Below are 22253 nucleotides of genomic sequence, written 5' to 3'. Positions count from 1 at the left end.
TAATTTTTTTATAAAGTTTTAATAACTGTTATATTTTTATCACATTGGTGTTATGACACATGGGTCGTCATTGCGAGGAGATATTGCCCACGTGGATCAATTTCACCTCTCTCATCCCGTGGCTTGACCACGGGATGACATATTCTTGTCTCACGGGATGACGCACTAATTACTCCCCCTACTCTTCATTAAATATTAGCACTTCAGCAGTATTTGCCCATTTTAGGATTTCGTCATATTTAGTATCCCAAATACGCATCATTTCTTTTTCATATTCTACAATTTGCTCTTCTAATCCTTGAAATTGTTTCACCATTTGACGTGCTTTAGAAAGTATCATGTCATTACTAACGTCAAAAACTTTTTTCAAATGACGGTCTTGTTCTTCTTTATAATTTAAATGAGCTGCTCTACCCAGCTCAGCATCTTTATGCATATCTTCACTTCTGATCTGTATTTCAAAATTACGTTTAGAGTGTACAAGCTGCATTATATTATGAAGAGACTGATAGCCATTGCTTTTTGGTCTATTGATATAATCTTTGGTGTATAACCAAGCTAAATGCGGAGAACTCTTAACTACGTCCAAAGCATTATAGCATAGAGTTTTAGATTTAACTATAATCCTACACGCAATTAAGTCTTTCAATGCATCAATCAGCACTTCTTTCCTTTTCATCTTTTTTAAAACAGAATAAGGTTCTTTAAGACGCATATATATCTCATTTTCTATATCTGCCTTATTTAAATCTTCTTTAAGCAGATTAATAATATTACAAATCAAATCCCCTCCTGCTACCTAAAATTCTATAATATCTCTATTCTTAGTAAATATTACTTATAGCTTTTAGAACTTAAATCCCCAAGACTGTTTATAATACTAATTCAAGTAATTTATAAAATTAATTCTTTAACTAAAAATTAAAAAACAGATTAATAGCAAAAATAAATTTTTTCAATATAATTGTTTAATTAATTTTAACTTAGATTAATTGGATAGATCTGTTTCATCGTCATTGCGAGAAGAATTATGTAGTAATTCGACGAAGCAATCCAGTAAAAAATGCTGTAAATCAGAACTTTTTACTGGATTGCCACGTCGCTTCGCTCTTCGCAATGACGAATAGCATTAAACAATTAACAGGTCAGAAAATTTATCTATAAAATCTTCCTCAACACTACCTAGAACTTCAGACATTTTGTTCAATTCTCCGGTACATTCAAGCACTATATCTACGCCTGCATCTAAAACTCCTTTGGTAATATCTGCCATACTATCGCTTAAAGCTTTCATATCTATTGCATCGGAAATAATAAGCCCTTTAAAGCCTATATCATTTTTAATATAGGCGTTAACTTTTTTGGATAGGGTGGCAGGGTTCTCAGGATCAAGAGCTTTATAAATTATATGTGCCGTCATAGCAAGTTTAATATTATCGTGCTTCGCTAGCTCCTTAAATACTTTAAAGTCTGTATCCTCTAGTTCTTTTAAGCTAGTATCAACAATAGGTAACCCTATATGGCTATCCACTTTAGCTCTACCATTACCAGGAATATGTTTTATACAAGCCACGACTTTCTCTTCTTGTAATCCATCTATAGCAGCTAAACATAAAGGCACGACTACTTCCAGCTCTGAGCCGAAACTTCTATCGCCGACTACCTTGTCTGCTCCTTCATGGATCAAATCCGCTACCGGAGCAAAATCTAGATTAATACCTACTTCTCTTAGCTCTTTGCCTATATTGATATAGTTTTGTTTGCACTCTTGCACATCAACGAAAGTTTGAGCAGCCGGAGCGTCATAAAAAGTCGGTGCTATGAGCCTTTTGATCCTACCGCCCTCTTGATCTATAGAGATGATAGTATTTTCTCCTAATACTTCTTTTATATCTGCAATAAGCGTAATAAGCGTTTCTTTATCCTGCTCACCGTTATCATTCTTGCTAATATTACGACGGAATAAAATTACACCTAAAGGATTATGCTCTTCAAATAATTCTCTTTCAGCATCGGTTAATTCAGGACCGGATATGCCTATAATTACCGGTTTTGCTCTTTGTCTTATTGTCATAATATACTCTTTTCTTGTCTTTAAAACGTGATATGACAAGTACTATACGCAAGTCATCGAGGAATCGGCAAGAATTTTTTTTATTTGAAAAGACAAATTATGAAAGTTGGTAAGTAACATATCGACTTTATCGGTAGACGGAGATGTAATATCTTTCTTTAAAGATTTTTGAAGTAGATCAATATCATTAACAGTATAGTATTTTCTATTATTTATTTTATAATTAGATAAATCAGGGATTTTTACCTCTAGATATCTTAATTGATGTAAAGCAATATTTAAATGCTTAATCACTTCACTAGCAGAATAATATTTTTTTATTAGCTTATTGTTTGTCATGTTCATTAACTAGGGCTTTTAATTTGGCAGAAGGGACAAAACGTAAATTCTTTTTTGATTCTATAATTACTGGTGATTTAGTATGAAAATTTATGCCGGGACGTGGATTTTTTTGTTTAACCTCAAAGCTACCAAAATGCTTTAAAGTTAATTTTTGCTCTTTTGCTATTTCTAAAATATTAGAAAAAACCGTATTAACTATTTCCTCGCATAAATTATTTGAAAAACCCAATTTGGAGCTTAACATAGCTGAAATTTTTTCTTTGGTAATAGTCATATAAATAATACCGATTTTTAATGGTGTCACCCCGTGGGGTCAAGCCAGCCTTGTTACATGGTTTGCAAAACCCACTCTATGTCATTCCTGCGTAGGCAGCAATCCAGTACTTTAAAGCTTTTTAAGCTTTATTTGAATAAAATCTTAATCTAAAATATTTTTTAAAGCTCGATCTATCTCGCTTTATGATGGATTCCCACCTACGTGGGAATGACATAAGTGAGCCATGCAACAACACCGGTCAAGCCACGGGGTGACAATGGTAGAACCAAAGCCCAATCAATAAAATTATGAATTTGCTTTTTCTTTATTATATTTGTTAATATTTTTATTTAGCTCTTCTAATTTATCCACTAGGTGCTGACGTATTTTTTCTTGCTCCTTGCTGCCTGCTTTTTTATAATCTTCCATTTTTGCTTTTACATCCTCTATAGATTTTTGCAGTTCTTCACCTTTTTTATCTTTTTGATCTTTCACAGTCTTTTTTATCTCTGCAATACTTTGTGCTATCTGATCGTAAGTATTGCTTAAGGTCTGATTAAATGTATCGGCTCCCGTTTGGGCTAAGTTGGTTAAATTGTCTTTTAATACCTGTAAATTTTCGGTAATTGTTTTTATACTGCTTGTAATTACTTCTTCAGTTTGCACTGCATTTGCTTTTGCTTCCTCCTTGGTAGGTGAATCTGCAAAAATGCTAGGTGTTAATAATAATGTAGCAGTAGCACCTAATGTTATTAAAACTTTTTTCATTATATTCTCCAATTATTTATGTTTATTATTATATTGTTCAATTTTCTTACTTAAATCATCAAGTTTTTTTACAAGAGTTTGTCTATATTCTTCTACTTTATCATCTTTAATTTTCTGATAATCCTGTAACTCTTGCGTTAAATTTTTATATTGCTCTTTTATAGTTTCTAAAAAATGGTCTTTACTGTCCTTAGCATATCCCTCTAAATCATTATTTGTGACGGATAATTTATCCGCTACTTCATGACCTTTTTTATTAAAATCGGCAATAATAATTTTAGCAGAGTCCTTAAGATTTTTATGTAATTCTTCAAGTGCTTCACTTAATAATTTTCATAAAATTTCTTTTTGAAAATAGCTAATAAAAATTAAACTTAGATATTATATACCGGTATCATAAATAATATAATTTTAAAAAGCAATTTTAAAAAGGACGTATTTAATATATAGTTTATTAATATAAAATAAATTTGAGGATGTCATGACATTAGAACTAGGAACAAAAGTTCCTGATTTATCTTTACACATAGGTAAAGATAAAGTAATTAAACTATCGGATTTAAAAGGAAAATTCATAGTACTATATTTTTATCCGAAAGACGATACGCCCGGATGTACTATTGAAGCACAAGATTTTAACAAGCTAAAAGCGGAATTCGATAAACTTAATACGGTAATTATCGGAGTATCCAAAGATAAGCTTGACTCTCATGATAAATTTAAAGAAAAATATAGTTTAGGATTTCATTTAGCCTCTGATACAAATTCAAATTTGTGTGAACAATTAGGGGTATGGATAGAAAAATCAATGTTCGGTAAAAAATATATGGGCATTGATAGAGCTACGTTTTTACTTGATAATGAGGGAATAGTTAAGCATATTTGGCGTTCGGTAAATGCTAAAAATCACGCTCAAGAAGTACTTGAAACATTACGGACTATGCTTTCTTAAGTGTTGTTACGTGGATCAATTCCACCGTTGTCATACCGTGGCGTGACCACGGAATCCAAAAAAATTAAAAAAGACTGGATACCGTGGTCAAGCCACGGTATGACACCGAGGCTGTGGGACCATTCAGTCGCTTAGCTCATGACGTTTCATTTCTTCCATCTATTGTGAAACCAAAACCATTGAGAAGGATTTTGCTTAACCCATTCTCCTAGCATTTGATTAATATTCAGCATAATATTATAGCAATCGGCTTTATTATCGCCGGTTTGCTCAAACTTTAATTGCGGATGCACTATTACTTTAAAATAGCTACCTTTAGTTCTGATAATTTGACACGGTATAATTGTATATTTATACTGCAAAGCAATTTTAGCGATGGCGTTGGCCGTCATAGCAGGATGCCCTAAAAAAGGCACTTCAATTCCATCGTTCATTTTTTGATCAACAAGCATAACAATAGATTCACCATCCTTGATAGCCCTAACTAAAGCTCTGCTACCTTCAGGACCTTTCGGTATAAGTCTTAATTTATCACCGGCACGGCTTTCATTAATTAACTTATTAACATACGGATTATTTGCCTTACGGTAAATCACAGCAAATTTCGAATAAGATTTATGCAGAAGATGAAGCCCAATATCCCAATTAGCAAAGTGACCACTAAATAATAAAAATGGTTGTTCTCCTAGCTTTCTAATATTCTCAATACCTATTATCTCGGCTCTATGTTCTAGCTCAGCTTCACTCATTTTATTAACATAAGCACTTTCACCGATGAATCTACCGAAATTATCCCAAGTTTTATCTATGATTTCTTCAACATCACATATATCGCCGAATACTGCTTTAATATTTCGTTTAGCAATTTTATTAACGGCGAATAATATACCGACTTTTCTTGCTATAAAACTACAAATATCTGCTGCTTTATCTACACCGAATATTCCTATTACTTTAAGGAATATAACGACGATAAAATACTCAATTAAATATCTGAGCTTTTTTAAAAATTTTTTCATTTAATAAATCAGGGTTGTTTATAGATAGTTCTACATCTAAACAGACAATATTATTATTTAAATCATTGAACTTAATATGATCTTTTCTTGTAGTAATTAAGGTAGTATTATGCTCTTTAACTAATGAATATAAATTTTCCAAATCTGCTTGTAAATAATTATAATGATCAGGAAAAATTTTGTAACCGGTTATATTCAGTCCATAATTTTTTAAAGTCGAAAAGAAACGCTCAGGATTACCGATACCGCTAAAAGCAAAATAATTTTTAGTTTTATCTATATTATTTGAAGGAACTATTTGAGCATTTATTAATTTATTGACATAAGGAGTTAAAATATTCGGTATTTTATCATTGGTACTACTGACTAAAAAAATTAAATCAGCTGCATCAAGGGCTTTATTTGGATATTGTCTTAAAGGCCCTGCAGGAATTAGAAAGCCATTGCCGAAAAGCCTTTGGCTATCTACTGAAACTATAGTAAAATCTTTATAAAAATAAGGATTTTGTAGGAAATCATCAATTATTATTATATCAGGTTTAAGCTCGTTAATTAATGGTAAAATCTCTTTAATATTTTTAGTAGCAATAACTGTTCCATGCTTTGCAAGTATTACTCCCTCATCTCCTACCTCTAATGCTGTATGTCCTTGATGTATGGTAGTTGCACTTTTAAGGTTACTACCATAAGCCTTAGTTACTATTACAAAACTTACATTTTTAGCTCTCAGTAATTTGGCTAGATACATTACTATCTGTGTCTTACCCGTACCTCCTACGCTACAATTACCGACACAAATAACTTTAGCAGGCAACATAATAGGACGTGCTAAACTAGCTCGTAAATAGCCTAAAAATTTATATATAAGGCTTATAGGCAAAAGCAAATAAGCTATAATATTTCGCTTCTGCCAAAATTTAGGATATAAAAGTTTGATCATATTATATATAAATTAGGTTAATATTTGTATTATTGCATGGATCGACCAACCTACTCTATGTCATTCCCGCGTAGGCTGGGATCCAGAAAAATTAACTTCAATATTAATATAGAAGTTACATATTTGGTAAAATAGACATATAAAAAACTTGTTTTTTATATGTCTTACTGGATTCCCGCCTACGCGGGAATGACATAAAACTATACAATAAAACCTATTTATCAACATTTACGGCAGTTAAAAATAAAGTCCAACGGATTGATTGCTTTGTTATCTAGTAGAATTTCAAAATGCAAATGTTCACCCGTTGCATTACCGGTTCTTCCTTGTATACCGATAAATTGACCCCGCTTAATTTTATTGCCTTCCTTAACTGACATTTCCTTTAAATGAGCATATTTCGTAACAAATTTGCGTCCATGTTTAATCTCAATAAAATTCCCGTAATCAGGTGCTCTAGCGGCTTTTATAACAATTCCGCTTGCTGCTGCATATATCGGTGCTGCTTTTTTAGCTTGTAAATCAATACCGCTATGGAAACATTTCTTTTTTCTTTTCTTTTTATGAGGACTTTTCCGAGTTCCGTAATGGCTAGTAATTTTCGGCTCATATTCCGGCATCATAAGCGGTATCGTGCTAATGATCTTATCAAGCTTAGTTAGTTCTGAAATATTATTCCTATGAGTCTGTTTTTTTGCAAAATAACTAGCTTCCGGTTTAGAGAGAAACTTATATTTTGAATTTAATTTTGTTACAACTGCCTTTATATCAGCTATTTTTATTGCGGCTGCTTTATTAAATTCTGTCGGGTTTTTATTATGGAATTTTTGTAAAAAAATCTTATTCTGCTTAGGGTTATTAATTATCAGACCTAAGTTTTTTGCATATATACATTTGTTATTTTTGTTTGTTAAATCATACTGTACTATTAAATCCGCATGACTGATTTTATATTTTTGCTTTAATTGAGATGAAGTAGTAGAAAGTAATGTAGTATCACTAGATTCTTTAATACTGCTGCAACCTTGAACAAGAAAAACTATAAACAGTAAAAAGATATATTTTTGAAAAGACATTAAAAGTAAATATACGTAAATTTTAAGTTTAAAATATTGCTTAAATAACCCGTTAATTTTTCTAATTCTCCTATAATATTTAGAGGATTAATTAACATTAATCCTCACTTTACCATATTTTTATCACTATTTAAAAGCTCATACTCAATAATTATAGCTTCGTTAAATCCGATATTTTTGTAATTGTGGTAAAAATCACGGACCAAAGGTAAATCCTTTATAGGATACCAAATTAAGACGGGATTATTAAGAACTCGTAGCTTAATTTTTTTAAGTGCTGCAAGTAATTTTTGGAACTCATTTTTTACTTCAAAAGGTAGATCCAGAAGAATTAACCCTCTATTCTCTTTAAATAGTAGAAAAGCTTTAATCGCATTATAAGCATCTATATTATGCGTATCATTTGGTAATAATTTTTTTAAAGTTAAATAATCGCTTGGATGAAGTGCGTAGGCAATTAAACGATCATTTGCTCTTAATAATTGTTTAATTATAAAAGGTGAGCCAGGATAATGATTTTGTCCTGCTAGATTTACTATATTTAAGAAAGTTTGTAAGAGTTCAAGGATAGGATTAGTAGCTTGCAGTAATTTATTAATTCCCGTATCGCTTTCTAGATTTTTAGAAGCCGCTTCCGAGTTTAAATCATAAAGATCAAGACCTGAAAAAGCATCTAAAACCGCAAAAGGTTTATCCTTTTTCTTAAGCTGTTCTAAAATGCTAATTAGCACTAAATGTTTGACTATATCGGCAAAATTACCTGCATTATAAATATGACGATAGTTCATTTTAAATTAATCATAAATTTCACTTCTATGACCAGCTCGCTTGCATAACTCTATGTCATTCCCGCAAAAGCGGGAATGACATAGAGCATATACTTTATAAACCATATTTCTTTTTTAAGAATTCCGTTGCTTCTTCTGCAGTATAAAATTTTTTATTTGGATTATTGCTTCTTGCTAAAGCAATTTCTGTATCTTCTCTATCTTCTTTTAATTCACGTAAATAATTTTTAATTGCTTCTCGTATCAGCTTAGATTTAGGCATTTCCTCTAATTTAGCTACAATTGTTAATTCATTATTTAAATCATCAGGGATAACAATACTATGCCCCATAAATGCCTCTTTATATTTATTATATCATAGTACAATTTACTGTGCAATCTTTCGTAAAAGCAATGTAAATAATACTATATTCTTTAAGTAAGTTAGTAGTCCATTTTCTAAAAGCGATTCCTCTCTTAGAATTGACCCTATATCCTACTAAGATTATTGCATCTAAATTATAATATTCTATTTGTCTTTCTACGCTCTTTTCTCCTTCTATTTGAACTGTTGCAAAACATGCCAACAGTTGCTTTTCCTAAGCGTTTTTTATAAGCGTAAGCCATTCTTCTTCATCAATAATTTTAATATTAAGCTCTTTAGCTTTTTTAAGCTTAATGCCTGCATCAAGGCCTGCTACGACTAAATCCGTGTTCGATGATACGCTAGCTGCAACTTTAGCTCCAAGCTTCTCAGCTGTTGCTTTAACTTCCGCTCTAGATATCGTCGGTAAGCTACCGGTCAATACCACTATCTTACCTGTTAAACTGCTTTGTTCCCTAGTCTCTTTATAATCTTCAATATTTAATATTTCACCAAGTTTTTTGATAAGCTGGATATTTTCTTTAACGTCTAAAAAGTCAATAGTATCTATTAAAATCTTATAACCGATTCCTGCTAAATTGTTTAGTTTTTGATAGATATCCGAATCGTTTCTGCTAAGCAATTCCATTTGAGCTATAAAATTATTATAGCTGCCAAATTCTCTAGCAAGTAATTTAGCATTTTGTTCACCAATATGCCTTATGCCTAGTGCATATATAAATCTTGGCAAGCTAACATTTTTTGATTTTTCTATATTTTTAAAAAGCTTTTCTACTGATTTTTTACCCCATCCATCCATATTGTCAAGTTTTGTTAAACTAGCTTCATTTTTTTCTTTTAAAAAGAAAATATCGAGAGGATTACTAATCAACCCCTTATCTATTAAAAACTCAACTTGCTTACGCCCAAGCCCTTCAATATCCATCGCATTTTTTGACACAAAATGGCGTATACGCTCATAATTCTGAGCTGGACAATTAAGACCGTTATCACAGCGTATAATAATATCTTCAGGAACATAATACAACTTAGAATTACATGAAGGACAAAATAAAGGAGCTTCAAATGCTATTGTATCATTAGGACGCTTCTCTATATCAACTCCCGTGATTTTAGGAATAACGTCACCGGCACGCTGCAAGAATACGTAATCCTTAATCTGCACATCTTTTCGTGCGATTTCTTGGAAATTATGCAGCGTTGCTCTGCTAACGGTTACCCCGCCTATTTCTATAGGCTCAAGCTCTGCTACCGGCGTTAACGTACCGGTTCTACCGACCTGCACAGTAATAGCGAGCAGTTTTGTTTGTCCTATTATTGCGGGAAACTTATGAGCGGTAGCAAAACGTGGAGATCGAGCAATAAAACCCATTCTATTTTGTAGTGCAAAATCATTTAGCTTATATACTACCCCATCAATTTCATAAGGTAAATTTTCTCGATTTGTTTTTAAATATTCGTAAAAGGCCAAAATTTCTTCTTCGGAATTTGTAAGCTTAGATATTTCATTAACGCTAAAACCAAATTCTTTTAATTTTGTAAGTAATTGATCTTGAGCAGAAGCCAGATTCTGCTCAGTTACTCCACCTGAATAGACAAAATATTTGAGCGGTCGTTTAGCCGTAATAGAAGTATCAAGCTGACGAAGCGAACCGGCAGCAGCATTACGGGGATTAGCAAATTGATCTCTGCCCTGCTCTTCTTGTTCTTCATTTAGGTTTAAAAAATCTTGTTTTTCAATATAAATTTCCCCTCGTACTTCTAAAAATTCCGGAGCATTATCTATTTTATGAGGAAAATTTTTGATTGTTTTAATATTTGCCGTTATATCTTCACCGACATATCCATCACCTCTGGTTGCTCCTGTTATAAGCAGCCCGTTTTTATATATAGCAGCAAAAGATAAGCCATCTATTTTAGGTTCACAAAAGATAGGAGCAAACTCATCAAGGCGTAAGAAATTTTTTATACGGTCTACAAAATCTCTTACATCTTGCTCATCAAAAGCATTACTAAGAGATAGCATAGGCACTTGATGCGTAACTTTAGCAAATTTATTTGCTATTTTAGCCCCGACTTCCTTGCTAGGACTATTTTCTAAAACTAAATGAGGAAATTTCTGCTCTAATTTTAGATTGATATTAACTAGCTGATCATACTCGGCATCTGAAACTAAAGGATTATCCTCTATATAATAAGCATGATTATACGCTGCTATTTTACAGCTTAGTTCTTCTAGTAATTTTTTTGCTTCTTCTTCAGATATTAAATCAATATTTTGCATTAGTAGTTTATATTTTTAATTTACATTGCTCAATAACTATAAATTTTGTCATTGCGAGGAGGCGTTGTTGCGTGGTGGACCGGTTTTCCGTCATTGCGAGAAGAATTACATAGTAATTAGACGAAGCAATCCAGGAAAAATAATAAAAAAATTCTGTAAATCAGAATTTTTACTAGATTGCTTCGTCAATTACTCCATAATTTCCTCGCAATAACGGCTTGAGTATCTGTTTCTAAAATTTTTATTTTCTTCAAAATCGTTAATTGCTCGCTTTAGTCTTTCAGCATTCTTAAGACTTTTTAACAAATATAAAGTTTCTTCTATAGAATTATGATCTTCAAGCGATATAATAGCCACCGATTTTTGTTTTTGTCTATCTACAATCACTGAAGTATGATCTACATAAACCTTTTCCATAACATAACCTATTTAAGTACGTTTTATAATTAGTCAACTAAGGGCTTATTAAGAATCAAAATCAAAATCTTTACCTAGTTTAAGATATTCTCTAATACGGCTCATGAGGTTTTGAAAATATGTTAAATTATGCCAGGTCATTAGCATAGAACCAAGTATCTCACCGATTCTAACTAAATGATGCAGATAAGCTTTCGTGTAATTAGTGCAAGCAGGACATGGACAATCATGTTCTAATGGCTCATTATCACCTGCGTATTTGCTATTGCGGATATTTACCGTACCGTATTTTGTAAAAGCCTGACCGTTGCGTCCTGAGCGTGTCGGAATTACGCAGTCAAACATATCTATACCTCGGTTAACCGCACCGATAATATCAGCAGGCTTACCGACTCCCATTAAATAACGCGGCTTATTTTGCGGAAGAAAATCAGGAGCATAATCAAGCACTTTAAACATAAGCTCCTGCCCCTCACCCACTGCAAGCCCGCCTATAGCATAACCCTCAAAATCGAGTTCTACTAAATCTTTAGCTGATTGCTCACGTAATTCTTCGTAAACACTACCTTGAATAATACCGAATTGTGCGTAGCCTGCCCGCTTAACAAAGGCATTACGTGATCTATTCGCCCATCTAGTTGTAAGCTGCATAGAAGTTTTAGCTTCTTCAAATGTAACAGGGTACGGCATACATTCGTCAAAAGCCATAGTGATCGTGCTACCGAGCAGATATTGTATTGCGGTAGAACGCTCAGGTGTTAACATATATTTATCACCGTTAATATGAGAGCTGAAACTTACTCCTTCTTCGGTTATCTTGCGTAACTTCGATAGCGACATTACCTGAAAACCGCCGGAATCGGTTAATATAGGCTTATCCCAATTCATGAATTTATGCAGACCGCCAAGGCGTGCTATACGCTCGGCACTTGGCTGAAGCATTAAGTGGTAAGTATTCCCGAGTAATATATCAGCTCCGGTTTCTGCTACCGATTCAGGCAACATTGCCTTAACAGTTCCTCTAGTCCCGACCGGCATAAAGGCCGGAGTACGAATTTCACCGTGTGCAGTTGCGATAATACCGCTTCTAGCTTTTTTATGCTGATGATGAATATTAAATGAGAATTTTGACACTGATAATCACTTGTTTTTAAAAGCAATATCTTAGCATACTATAGGACTGTTAACAAAATAATTTTAAAGCTAATTAAAGCTATTTTACTAACGGCTCTATCATTTATCCTGAAATATAAAAATTAAGATTAAAGGTCGCAATACTTAAAAAAAATCGTCAAGTATTGATTCACAAAGTTTTAACTCAGTATAAGATTTTATATATATATTGCCGTTTTAATTAATCCAAGTCAATATAAAGTCCCAATTACTGAAAATAGGACTATACTATTTGGAGTGTTTAATAATTTATCTTCAATAAAAGCAGTAATGGTTCCTTTAGGCTCGTATACGATTTGATTAATCAGCTCTTGTAAAATAGCATGATCAAACGAGCTTTTTTCTAGGGTTTTTAATATAATGAAACTGTTGTGCCAACAATATGAATTAAGGAGTTATCTACGACGCTTACGATCTTCAGAATTTCAAAGTAGTGTTAGAAAGATTATTATTTTTTAGTGGAAGTCATTTTGATTTACCACGTTTAGTTAAACTTAGATTTTTAAGTTCTAACCACCACAAAATATTTTATGATGGTCTATGTATTTAATAAGTATTTAAAATGAAGTATAGTTTTAGATACTGTAAGGAGGTAACGATGGTGGCCAGGTTATTAATTTAATTATAATTAATAACCCATGCCCCGATGTGTTACTCCTTACTTCATTTGGGTCCGAACAAAATCAATAGAGCAATGGGTTATTCACGATCAACCATTAATATCAAGTGAATAACCCCTTAGCTCGTACATAGGACAGGAGAGAAAAACATGACAAAGCATATTTTTATATCGATGTATCTGAAGTTTGGTTACACGGTGCGTTCAGATAAACCGTAAACGACAGTTTATAATAGCTTTTAGGTTTAAACCTTGGACATATGCTATTATCACCCCAACCTTAATAAAGTTGAGGATGGTATCATTCAATGGTAGATACCAACCACGTTTACAAAAGGCTTTGAAACCCCGAAATAGCGTGTTGCTATTTCAGTTAAAATTTATACATACGAATCTTGCTGAATGACCTACTCGTCAAGTAGCGGAAGCTAATAATGCAACAGGAATGGAAGAAAATAAGGTTGCAAGTAAAATGTATAGCTAAAAACGCCTTAGAAAATAAAACCGGTAAAAAGTAATCTCAACAGAGAATTATTGACCGCCTAAACTTATAAAGTAACTAGGCTATGTGAAGAAAAATTAATAAGATTTTTGCAGTAATAGTTATACCTTATTTAAAAAAATCTTATAATTTGTAGCTAAAAAAGCAAAAATAGATTAAATTGATTTTCCTTTACATAACCTAGGGTTAATTTGAAATACTTTAAGTTTTTTAACCACCAATGAGCATAATTTTTGGTAGTCTAGGAGGTCGCAAACTGCCACAAGTCAGCCACACTAGGTTTTAAGCTTATAGTAACCCTTAAGCTCTGAACATACCCAATATCTCCCCGACCGTGAAGTCGAGGATTACATCGGGTTTGTAAGAAATGTTCTCACTTTTGGCAGAGGTTCCGACACCACGAAATAGCACTTTGCTACTCCAAGTATCATTTTATATATAACTTTCAAAAAGTTAATGATGGTTTGTTATTATACTCACAACGTTCTATACTCCCATGCCTCAAAAGCTAGATGAGACATCGGCTAATAATGATATTTCATGCTTTGGTAACTCTGAAATATAAGAATATTCTCCGCTTGAGGTTTCATCAATTCCAAGTGAGATTGCATCAATTTCAAGTAGCCTCCCGAATATTTTATCAGTACAGTTTTTGTATGCTTCGGATTGAATATCCTGTTCCCTCGCTTCTTTTATTAAATTTACAAAAGATTTAATAGCAATAAAAGTATCCTTTCCCTTAAGAAGAGTACATATTGTATGTAATGTGTTACCTAAAGAACTTATATTAGTACATATGTTAGAGACAGAATTTAACTTTGTAATTGCTTTATCTAGACCTTGTATTGTTGATTTTAATGGAGCAATATCATAATATTGACCACCTAAATTTATCGTCTCTTGATTAATTTTGCTTAGTACTGCAAGTATATCTGTTAAATTTCCAATTTCTATCATTTCATCTAATGTAACTTGAAATTCAATTAGTGCGTTAAGATTTATATTATCCTTTTGTAACTTTATGTTTTCACCCTCTAACTTTATGTTTTCACCCGCTAACTCTAAATTTTTATATTTTATATTTTTTCCCTTATACCAATCCCATCCATATTTAGCTACAAAACCTAGACTTATTATTCCTAATACCGTAGTAGCGGTGATATAAGCACCGGTATATGTAGGTTTTTCTGTAGTGGGAGTGGTGACCACAGTGAAAGGTTTACTTAGTAAATCTAAAATATTTTTACCTACTTCTGTAGGGGATATATCGTCCAAAGTTACGTTGAAAGCATCTAGAATAACCTTAAGATTATCAGTAGTGAATGTGATTGGTATCTTCAATAAATTAAAAATTTCTACCCCTGCTTCTTGAGCATTGTTCAAAGTTATTGCCGAATGATTAAAAATATCTCTCAAATTATTAACAAGCATTTTGGCATTATGCTCTTGTAAAATAGCTTCGCCTTCAGTGGTAGTGCATTCATTTAATTCTACTAAGGTAGTGTTTTGAAGTAAGTGCTTACCTTCGTCTAAAATAACGCTAGTATTGTCTTCATAAGTAGCAATAGATTTTATAGGGATTTTAATGCCTGTACAGTCCCTAATTACTGCTGATAAATCGTTAGGTACATCTGTTAAATGATTAGAGATTCCTGCCCAATTACATTTGATATGCTCAACTAAATAACCGTTAGTGAAACTTCCTTTAACAGTATTATATACTGACGAAAGTATAGTATTGCCTAACTTATAAATAGTATGTTTTGTATTTCCAGGTAAGCTACTCACCATTTCATTTGCAAATATAGGCATGAAACAGTTTAAGTTTATATTTAATATAGGTGCCATCTTGTGAATCCTTGAATTTAATTAATAAAACCATAAAACATGATTCTAGAGTATATTGATGTTTTTGTCAAGATAAAGTTAAAATAAACTAATATATGAGAAAGGAGTTTGAGATGGGTTATTATTATGAAAGCCTATTCGGTGTCATACTGTAGCTTGACCACGGGGTCCAGAAATATAACTTATAATGTACATAATTTGACATTTTTAACTGGATCCCGTGGTAAAGCCACGGGATGTGACACCAAGTGCGTTTTTTGATCCATGCAATAACACCAATGCCAAGCGGGCATCACAAGACATTATTTCCCTATGCAGAAATTTTTAAAGATCTCGCCTAGTATTTCTTCTACGTTAATAACGCCCGTAATAGCACCAATACAGCGTGCTGTCATTCTAATATCTTCAGTTGCTAGAACTAAATCATTATCTAAGCTAAAAGCCGTTAAATGTGAGAGAGCTTGTTTTAAATAATGACGATGACGTTGATTTGTTATGTAAGGCGTTTCGGTAAAGCCCGCCATATTTTCGGCAATATTTTCGATATTTTTTAATATACTTGAAAGAGCAATATTATTTTTTACCGAAACTCTTAAGCATTTATATTTATCTTCAATTAAAAATACTTTGCTTGGTTCTATAAGGTCTATTTTATTAATTATTACGATAGTATTTTCATCAATTAAACCTGTAATATCTTCATTTATAGAGGAATCTAATTTTTTGGCATCAAACATAATAATTTTAATATCTGCTGTTTTAGCAGAATTAATAGCTCTTTTTATACCTTCTTGCTCGATAATGTCACTACTTTCTTCTCTTATACCTGCTGTATCTTGTAAAATAATAGGATAACCGCCAATGTCTAAATGCCCCTCTATTATATCTCTAGTAGTGCCTGCAATATTTGAGACAATCGCTATGTCTTTTTGCATTAAGAAGTTTAATAAGCTAGACTTACCTGCATTAGGTGGACCGATAATTGCAAGTTTAAGACCGCTATTTAGTAATTCTCCTCGTCTATTATCGTTAAGATAATTAGATATTTCATTTACAAGGTTTTTATGAATGTTATTAACGTCGTTAAGGACGCTATCCGGTATATCTTCATCAGGGAAATCTATATAAGCTTCAAGCAGAGAGATAATTTTTAAAAGCTGACTACGCCAGTTATTATATAATTCTTCAAGTCTGCCACTTGCTTGTCTAATTGCTTGCCTATGCTGCATAATGGTTTCGGCGTTAATTAGATCGGTTATTCCCTCTGCGGCTGTTAAATCAAATTTATTATTTAAAAAAGCTCTTTTGGTAAATTCCCCTGCTTCTGCCAAACGAATATCAGATATATTTAACAAAGTATTTATCAGCATAATAGATATAGCTTTACTGCCGTGAGTATGAATCTCGACTACGTCTTCTCCAGTAAAACTATTAGGTAGCTTAAAATAAACAACCATAGCATTATCAATTAGCTCCTTGGTTTCAGGGGCAATAATTTGTTGGTAATACATTAATCTTGGCTTAAAGTCTTTTTTACCAGTAAGCAGCTGCAAAACTTCCAGACTTTTAGGACCTGAAATCCTAAAAACCGCTACCCCTGCTTTACCGAATGCAGAGCTTTGTGCAAATATAGTTTCCACTTATTTTCTATGCCTCTTGCTTAAGTTATTTTATATAATATAATAACTTTATTATTATTATTCTAGAGAAAATCATGGCATCAAAAACAACTCCTTTAAACTTTAGCCGTTTAAATTGTCAAATTCCGAATTATAAAACTAAAATTCTAGAACTTAGCACGGAACGCGAGTTAAGTTCCATATATATAGATTTTGTTCAAAAGTTTTTAAATTATATTCCGATAGATTATGATTTTGAGAATAGAGAAAAATTATTTCAAAATTTTGCAGATGAAGCCTTTAAGTTTTTTAAGCAAAGGGTAGAAAGAGCAAGAAAAATAGCAATAACAAAGACGGTTATAGAACATGATCCGGCAATAAATGTCTTGATATTACTTGATAATAAACCGCATATTGTTGATTTTATTATATGTCTGCTTAAAAACATGAATTTACAAACTAAGTTTTTACTCCATCCGGTAATAAACTGCATCCGAAATAGTAAAGGAGAATTAGAAAAAATATTAGAAAATTCTGTGTCGGATGAAAAATCAGAATCGATACTACATTTAACTATTTTGGGAAATTTTGACGATAAAACTACTACATTTTTAACTGAGGCTATAAATGAAAGATTAGAAGAGTTAGAACAAAGCTATAGCCATTTACCGCAATTACTTACAAAATTACAAGGTTTATCTAAAAATATAATTAATAATGATAAATTAAATTTTGAAGAGGCTAAAGAATTCTTAAATTGGTTACAAAAGAATAATTTGGTTTTATTAGGAACTCTTGATTTTGAGGTAAAATCTTTAAAATTAACCAATGAAATAGGAGCAGCAAAAATATGGCAAGAAGTAAAAGACGAGATTGATGATATTATAAAATGTTCTGCTAATCCTTTATATCAAAATCAATTAATAATACTCGGTAAAATAAATAGTGCGTCGCTTATCCATTCAGATAATTTAATTGACTATATCTTAGTGAAACAATTTAACTCTTCGGGTGAATATATTTCGGGAAGTATAATTTTTGGTATATATAATTCAAATATGTATTACCATTCAGTAAGTGATATTCCAATCCTACGACAAAAATTTAATTTTGTAATTGAGAAAGCCGGTTTTGCATTATCCGGTTATAATGCCGATAAGTTAAGAATTTTAATGGAGTCGTTACCGAGAGAAGCTTTAATACAAATTGATCAAGGCGATTTATATTGTATGTGTTTACATATGCTCTCAAGTATGATGAGTAAGAAGCTTAAATTATTTATTCAATATGATTGGTCGAGTTCTTTTCTTAATATCATAATTTTTCTGCCACGAGAACGTTTAACGTCTGAAATACATAATATGATAGATTGTTATTTAGCAGAAAAATTCGGGAGTAAAATTTTATCCAACTATATAACCGAAGTAGCCGGCAATTTTTCTTATCTTTTTGTAACGCTTGAAGCACAAGGGGAACATAAAATAAATTTTGAAGCAGAAATAATACAGCAAGATTTAGATCGTATCTCTACACGTTGGAGTGAAGATTTGTATTTTAAGCTTTCTAAAAAATTTGGCGAATATCAAGCAGGTATTAATTTAAAGCTTTTTTATAATGTTTTTCCGGCAGATTATAGACAAAAATTTTCTCCAGAAATAGCTTTAGTAGATATTGAATATTTAACGGAAGCAAGCAAGTCACAAGAATGTATGTTTAATCTAGTTTCTGTAAATGAAACGGAATTTTCCTTAAAAATATATAGTCCAAAAGTAAAACTTGCACTTTCTAACATATTGCCGCCAATCGAAAATTTAGGTTTTAAAGCAATTGATGAACAAACTTTTACAATTAAGGAGGCTCTCGAAATTAAAGAAAGCTGGATATATAATTTTATCTTAACTTCTATTGTACCTGTAAAAGATAATATTACCGAATTAAAAATAAATGTTGAAGAGGCCTTAGATAAAATGGCACTTGGGATGTTTGCGAATGATTCTTTAAGCCAATTAATAGTGCTTGCCGGTTTTAATTGGAAGCAAGTTAAACTCGTTAAAGCTTTAACAAGATATTTACATCAAACGGGTTTTAGTTACGGTAAAGGTTATGTACAGTTAACGTTACTTAAACATCCCGAATATACAAAAATGTTAGTAAATCTATTTGATATAAAATTTAATCCTAAACATCCCAATAACAATTATGATGTAATTAAAGATAAACTAAATAATTACTTAGTAACCGTTGAGATGAGTAGTGAAGATAAAGTACTACGTAATATGCTTGGTATAGTTAATGCTATTACTAGGACAAATTACTATCAACCACATAAACATATTTTTTCATTTAAGTTTGATTCTTCAAAAGTACCAGATTTACCTAAACCTGTTCCGTTTGCCGAAGCATTTGTTTATTCTAGAAATTTTGAAGCTGTTCATTTAAGAGGCAGTCCCGTATCACGCGGAGGACTTAGATGGTCGGATAGAGCAGAAGATTATAGGCTTGAGGTCCTTGGGCTTATGAAAGCACAAATGATGAAGAACTCCGTTATTGTCCCTGTCGGCTCTAAAGGCGGCTTTTATGTTCATTTTACTGAGGAAGGGCTTACTCGTGATGAATATATGGAAAAAGTGGTAGAATGCTATAAGAATTTCCTGAGAGGTTTATTAGACATAACCGATAATATCATTGACGGTAAAGTAGTACATCCGAAAGACGTTATTATTTATGATAAAGAAGATCCTTATTTAGTGGTTGCTGCCGATAAAGGTACAGCTTCATTTTCGGATTACGCTAATAGTGTGGCAAGAGAATATAATTACTGGCTTGATGATGCTTTTGCTTCCGGTGGCTCTACAGGTTACGATCATAAAAAAATGGCTATTACTTCCAAAGGAGCTTGGATTTCCGTAACTAATCACTTTAAAACTTTAGGATTAGATGTTCAACAAGACCCTATCACCGTAGTAGGTATAGGAGATATGTCGGGAGACGTGTTCGGTAACGGTATGCTAAGATCAGAGGCTATTAAGTTGGTGGCTGCCTTTAATCATAAACATATATTTATTGATCCTACCCCTGATCCTGTATCAAGTTTTAATGAGCGTTTGCGTTTATTTAATTTAAAGGGTTCTAATTGGTCCGATTACGATTCTAAGCTTATTTCTAAAGGAGGCCAAGTATTTGAACGCAGCAGTAAATTAATAAAATTATCACCGGAAATTAAAAAATTACTTGATATAAATGATAATGAATTATCACCAGAAGAATTAATTAAAGCTATTTTAAAAGCAGATGTTGATTTATTGTGGAATGGCGGAATAGGCACTTATATCAAAGCTAAAACGGAAAATAATTTAGAAATCGGTGATAAAACAAATGATAACCTTAGATGTAACGGTGAAGAAATTAGAGCAAAGGTTATAGCAGAAGGCGGTAATGTCGGGGTATCACAGAGAGGTAGAGTTGAATATGCTAAAAAAGGCGGACGCATAAATGCCGACTTTATTGATAATTCAGCAGGTGTTGATTGTTCTGATCATGAGGTAAATATCAAGATTGCTTTAAGTAGTGCGGTAACCTCAGGCAAAATTACTTTAGAAGAACGTAATAAACTCCTAAATGATATGACGAAGCAAGTTGAAGAATTAGTATTGCTTGATAATCATAAGCAAACTGAAGCAATAACAATTATGCAATTATCTCCTACTTTAACCGTTAATATACTTAGTCAATTTATAGATATTTTAGAAGAAGAAAAAGTATTAGAGCGGGAAAATGAATTCTTGCCTACTGTAGAAGAATTAAATAGGAGAGTTATTAGCGGTGAAGTATTAACTCGTCCTGAGCTTTGCGTATTGCTATCATATAGTAAGAGATCTGCTTATCATGAGTTAATTAATTCTACTTTTTCCCATGATAAATATTTTGATGCATATCTTATAGATTATTTTCCTAAAATGATGCAAAAAAAGTTTCGTAATGAAATTTTATCTCATCCTCTTAAACATGAGATTATTAAAACCGTTACTATAAATAAAATAATTAATCAGCTTGGAGGACCTCTTATTAGTATTGTAAAGCATGAGATTGGGGCTCCTCTTTGTGATATAATAAGGTCATATACCATTATTTGTGAAATTTTTGATCTTGATTATATATGGAAAACTATAAGTAAGCTACCTACTAATATTGATTACAATGTAAAAATTGATATGTTTACCGAAATAACGAAATTAATGCGTCGGGGTATTGCGTGGTTTATTAAAAATTTAAAACATCCTATTAATATTAGTGAAACTATAGAAGAGTTTAGAGTTCCTGCACAAAACTTAAGAAAAACGGTAGGTACTTTATTAGTCGGAGAAACTAAAATAAGATTTGAAGAAAAATTAAATTATTATACAACTGGCGGGGTAGAGGAATCATTTGCTGCTACTATTGCTACATTTGACAATTTAATTTCAGTATTTGACATTATATATGTAACAAAACAGACTTCAGGAAATAATACAGAGATAGCAAAAGCTTATTTTGCTATAAGCGATATGTTTAGTCTTGATTGGTTACGAAAAGCTTGTGATAAGCAATTGAACGATTCATTTTGGCGTCGCTTAGGTATTCAATCACTAAAAGATGATTTATATGACAAACAACGTAGATTATTAATAAAAATAATTAATAAATCTAAAACAACTATTGCTTTAGATTTATGGATTGATAATAATAACTTAGTTAGAAATTTTCTTGATTTTATTAAAGAAATTAAATCTCAAGAAACTATAGACTTAAATATAATTATTTTAGCAAATAAGAAATTTGAAATATTCTTACAAAAACTTGAGTAAATTATGTCATCAATGCTTAAGCAAATTAGGTTAGATTCGGGTAAAACTTTAAATCAGGTATCTAGTGATTTAAAAATTAGAAAAAAATATTTAGTAGCTTTAGAAGAGGGTGATTTTGATGTTTTACCGGGAAAAGTATACGTAAAAGGTTACTTAAAATTATACTTAGATTATCTGAACATAAAAGATCGAAATGCAGAGCAAATAGAAGCTACTAAACAGAACGAAACCGAAAAATTATTAAGTAATAAAAGAGCTACGGCGTTGATAAATTATAAACGTAAAAAACAATTAATACTTATATCTATTATAATGTTATCAATTATTATTGTAAATCATCCATTCATAATTAATGCAACTAATTAATG

General features: G+C 31.9%; 18 protein-coding genes and 1 pseudogene. 3 read left to right on the top strand and 16 right to left on the bottom strand.

Features of this window, described 5'->3' with window-relative positions; genetic code table 11:
- Nucleotides 1-178: 178 nt before the first annotated feature.
- The 5 genes from ACKTSD_RS02540 to ACKTSD_RS02520 all read right to left on the bottom strand — a co-directional run bounded on the left by ACKTSD_RS02540 (nt 179) and on the right by ACKTSD_RS02520 (nt 3440).
- Nucleotides 179-784 carry a bifunctional (p)ppGpp synthetase/guanosine-3',5'-bis(diphosphate) 3'-pyrophosphohydrolase gene (locus ACKTSD_RS02540; RefSeq protein WP_412707861.1) on the bottom strand — a complete coding sequence of 202 codons (606 nt, stop codon included), beginning with the start codon at nt 782-784 and terminating at the stop codon, nt 179-181.
- A 345-nt stretch (nt 785-1129) separates the two neighbouring features.
- Nucleotides 1130-2074, bottom strand: coding sequence for a glycoside hydrolase family 3 N-terminal domain-containing protein (locus ACKTSD_RS02535; RefSeq protein ID WP_412707860.1), 945 nt, complete (start codon nt 2072-2074; stop codon nt 1130-1132).
- A gap of 42 nt (nt 2075-2116) precedes the next feature.
- The gene (locus tag ACKTSD_RS02530; protein ID WP_412707859.1) at nt 2117-2413 is read right to left on the bottom strand and encodes a MerR family transcriptional regulator; all 297 of its coding nucleotides are present in this window, start codon (nt 2411-2413) and stop codon (nt 2117-2119) included.
- Nucleotides 2400-2690, bottom strand: a complete 291-nt coding sequence (locus tag ACKTSD_RS02525) for an HU family DNA-binding protein (protein WP_412707956.1) — start codon at nt 2688-2690, stop codon at nt 2400-2402. Before ACKTSD_RS02525 ends, ACKTSD_RS02530 begins: the two co-directional genes overlap by 14 nt.
- 288 nt (nt 2691-2978) lie before the next feature.
- On the bottom strand, nt 2979-3440 hold the full coding sequence (locus tag ACKTSD_RS02520) for a hypothetical protein (RefSeq protein WP_412707858.1): 462 nt from the start codon (nt 3438-3440) through the stop codon (nt 2979-2981).
- A gap of 481 nt (nt 3441-3921) precedes the next feature.
- On the opposite strand from ACKTSD_RS02520, the gene bcp reads away from it, so the two are divergent.
- A complete protein-coding gene (gene bcp / locus ACKTSD_RS02515) occupies nt 3922-4392 on the top strand; it encodes a thioredoxin-dependent thiol peroxidase (RefSeq protein ID WP_412707857.1) in 471 nt (156 codons plus the stop codon).
- 146 nt (nt 4393-4538) lie between these two features.
- Here bcp and ACKTSD_RS02510 read toward each other — a convergent pair whose 3' ends face one another.
- From ACKTSD_RS02510 to mnmE, 11 genes and pseudogenes are all read right to left on the bottom strand, one after another.
- Nucleotides 4539-5411 carry a lipid A biosynthesis lauroyl acyltransferase gene (locus ACKTSD_RS02510; RefSeq protein WP_412707856.1) on the bottom strand — a complete coding sequence of 291 codons (873 nt, stop codon included), beginning with the start codon at nt 5409-5411 and terminating at the stop codon, nt 4539-4541.
- Entirely contained in the window at nt 5374-6351 is a 978-nt protein-coding gene (gene lpxK / locus ACKTSD_RS02505; RefSeq protein WP_412707855.1) for a tetraacyldisaccharide 4'-kinase, read from the bottom strand. Before lpxK ends, ACKTSD_RS02510 begins: the two co-directional genes overlap by 38 nt.
- A gap of 221 nt (nt 6352-6572) precedes the next feature.
- Nucleotides 6573-7427: a M23 family metallopeptidase gene (locus ACKTSD_RS02500; protein ID WP_412707854.1), complete on the bottom strand. Its 855-nt coding sequence runs from the start codon at nt 7425-7427 to the stop codon at nt 6573-6575.
- A pseudogene (gene rlmJ, locus ACKTSD_RS02495) lies at nt 7427-8215 on the bottom strand (23S rRNA (adenine(2030)-N(6))-methyltransferase RlmJ). Before rlmJ ends, ACKTSD_RS02500 begins: the two are co-directional and overlap by 1 nt.
- A 94-nt stretch (nt 8216-8309) precedes the next feature.
- Complete coding sequence (locus tag ACKTSD_RS02490; protein ID WP_412707853.1) at nt 8310-8546, bottom strand: ribbon-helix-helix domain-containing protein; 237 nt, start codon at nt 8544-8546, stop codon at nt 8310-8312.
- Nucleotides 8547-8565: 19 nt separating this feature from the next.
- Entirely contained in the window at nt 8566-8781 is a 216-nt protein-coding gene (rhuM, locus tag ACKTSD_RS02485) for a RhuM family protein (RefSeq protein WP_412707852.1), read from the bottom strand.
- Nucleotides 8782-8793: 12 nt separating this feature from the next.
- Entirely contained in the window at nt 8794-10863 is a 2070-nt protein-coding gene (gene ligA / locus ACKTSD_RS02480; protein WP_412707851.1) for an NAD-dependent DNA ligase LigA, read from the bottom strand.
- 189 nt (nt 10864-11052) lie between these two features.
- Nucleotides 11053-11280 carry a type II toxin-antitoxin system Phd/YefM family antitoxin gene (locus ACKTSD_RS02475; protein ID WP_412707850.1) on the bottom strand — a complete coding sequence of 76 codons (228 nt, stop codon included), beginning with the start codon at nt 11278-11280 and terminating at the stop codon, nt 11053-11055.
- A 48-nt stretch (nt 11281-11328) separates the two neighbouring features.
- The gene (gene tgt, locus ACKTSD_RS02470) at nt 11329-12414 is read right to left on the bottom strand and encodes a tRNA guanosine(34) transglycosylase Tgt (RefSeq protein ID WP_412707849.1); all 1086 of its coding nucleotides are present in this window, start codon (nt 12412-12414) and stop codon (nt 11329-11331) included.
- 1661 nt (nt 12415-14075) lie between these two features.
- A complete protein-coding gene (gene srfE / locus ACKTSD_RS02465) occupies nt 14076-15422 on the bottom strand; it encodes an SrfE family effector protein (RefSeq protein ID WP_412707848.1) in 1347 nt (448 codons plus the stop codon).
- 302 nt (nt 15423-15724) lie between these two features.
- Entirely contained in the window at nt 15725-17062 is a 1338-nt protein-coding gene (gene mnmE, locus ACKTSD_RS02460) for a tRNA uridine-5-carboxymethylaminomethyl(34) synthesis GTPase MnmE (protein WP_412707847.1), read from the bottom strand.
- Between the two features lie 74 nt (nt 17063-17136).
- Here mnmE and ACKTSD_RS02455 point away from each other — a divergent pair, with 74 nt between their 5' ends.
- Together ACKTSD_RS02455 and ACKTSD_RS02450 are read left to right on the top strand one after the other, a co-directional pair.
- The gene (locus ACKTSD_RS02455; protein WP_412707846.1) at nt 17137-21885 is read left to right on the top strand and encodes an NAD-glutamate dehydrogenase; all 4749 of its coding nucleotides are present in this window, start codon (nt 17137-17139) and stop codon (nt 21883-21885) included.
- A gap of 3 nt (nt 21886-21888) precedes the next feature.
- On the top strand, nt 21889-22251 hold the full coding sequence (locus ACKTSD_RS02450) for a helix-turn-helix domain-containing protein (RefSeq protein WP_412707845.1): 363 nt from the start codon (nt 21889-21891) through the stop codon (nt 22249-22251).
- The last annotated feature ends 2 nt before the right edge of the window (nt 22252-22253 follow it).

Origin of the sequence: Candidatus Rickettsia kedanie, assembly GCF_045865205.1 — a bacterium.
GTDB lineage: Bacteria > Pseudomonadota > Alphaproteobacteria > Rickettsiales > Rickettsiaceae > Rickettsia > Rickettsia australis.
Note: the sequence above shows the minus strand (reverse complement) of the source record. Positions and strands in the feature narration are given on the sequence as shown.

Bases quoted from the DNA above. Each gene is read 5' to 3' on its own strand.
- ACKTSD_RS02490 (WP_412707853.1), bottom strand. From the start codon at position 8,546: ATGGGGCATAGTATTGTTATCCCTGATGATTTAAATAATGAATTAACA.
- srfE (WP_412707848.1), bottom strand. From the start codon at position 15,422: ATGGCACCTATATTAAATATAAACTTAAACTGTTTCATGCCTATATTT.
- ACKTSD_RS02455 (WP_412707846.1), top strand. From the start codon at position 17,137: ATGGCATCAAAAACAACTCCTTTAAACTTTAGCCGTTTAAATTGTCAA.
- ACKTSD_RS02520 (WP_412707858.1), bottom strand. From the start codon at position 3,440: ATGAAAAAAGTTTTAATAACATTAGGTGCTACTGCTACATTATTATTA.
- ligA (WP_412707851.1), bottom strand. From the start codon at position 10,863: ATGCAAAATATTGATTTAATATCTGAAGAAGAAGCAAAAAAATTACTA.
- ACKTSD_RS02500 (WP_412707854.1), bottom strand. From the start codon at position 7,427: ATGTCTTTTCAAAAATATATCTTTTTACTGTTTATAGTTTTTCTTGTT.
- ACKTSD_RS02475 (WP_412707850.1), bottom strand. From the start codon at position 11,280: ATGGAAAAGGTTTATGTAGATCATACTTCAGTGATTGTAGATAGACAA.
- ACKTSD_RS02535 (WP_412707860.1), bottom strand. From the start codon at position 2,074: ATGACAATAAGACAAAGAGCAAAACCGGTAATTATAGGCATATCCGGT.
- ACKTSD_RS02510 (WP_412707856.1), bottom strand. From the start codon at position 5,411: ATGAAAAAATTTTTAAAAAAGCTCAGATATTTAATTGAGTATTTTATC.
- ACKTSD_RS02525 (WP_412707956.1), bottom strand. From the start codon at position 2,690: ATGACTATTACCAAAGAAAAAATTTCAGCTATGTTAAGCTCCAAATTG.
- bcp (WP_412707857.1), top strand. From the start codon at position 3,922: ATGACATTAGAACTAGGAACAAAAGTTCCTGATTTATCTTTACACATA.
- ACKTSD_RS02450 (WP_412707845.1), top strand. From the start codon at position 21,889: ATGTCATCAATGCTTAAGCAAATTAGGTTAGATTCGGGTAAAACTTTA.
- ACKTSD_RS02530 (WP_412707859.1), bottom strand. From the start codon at position 2,413: ATGACAAACAATAAGCTAATAAAAAAATATTATTCTGCTAGTGAAGTG.
- lpxK (WP_412707855.1), bottom strand. From the start codon at position 6,351: ATGATCAAACTTTTATATCCTAAATTTTGGCAGAAGCGAAATATTATA.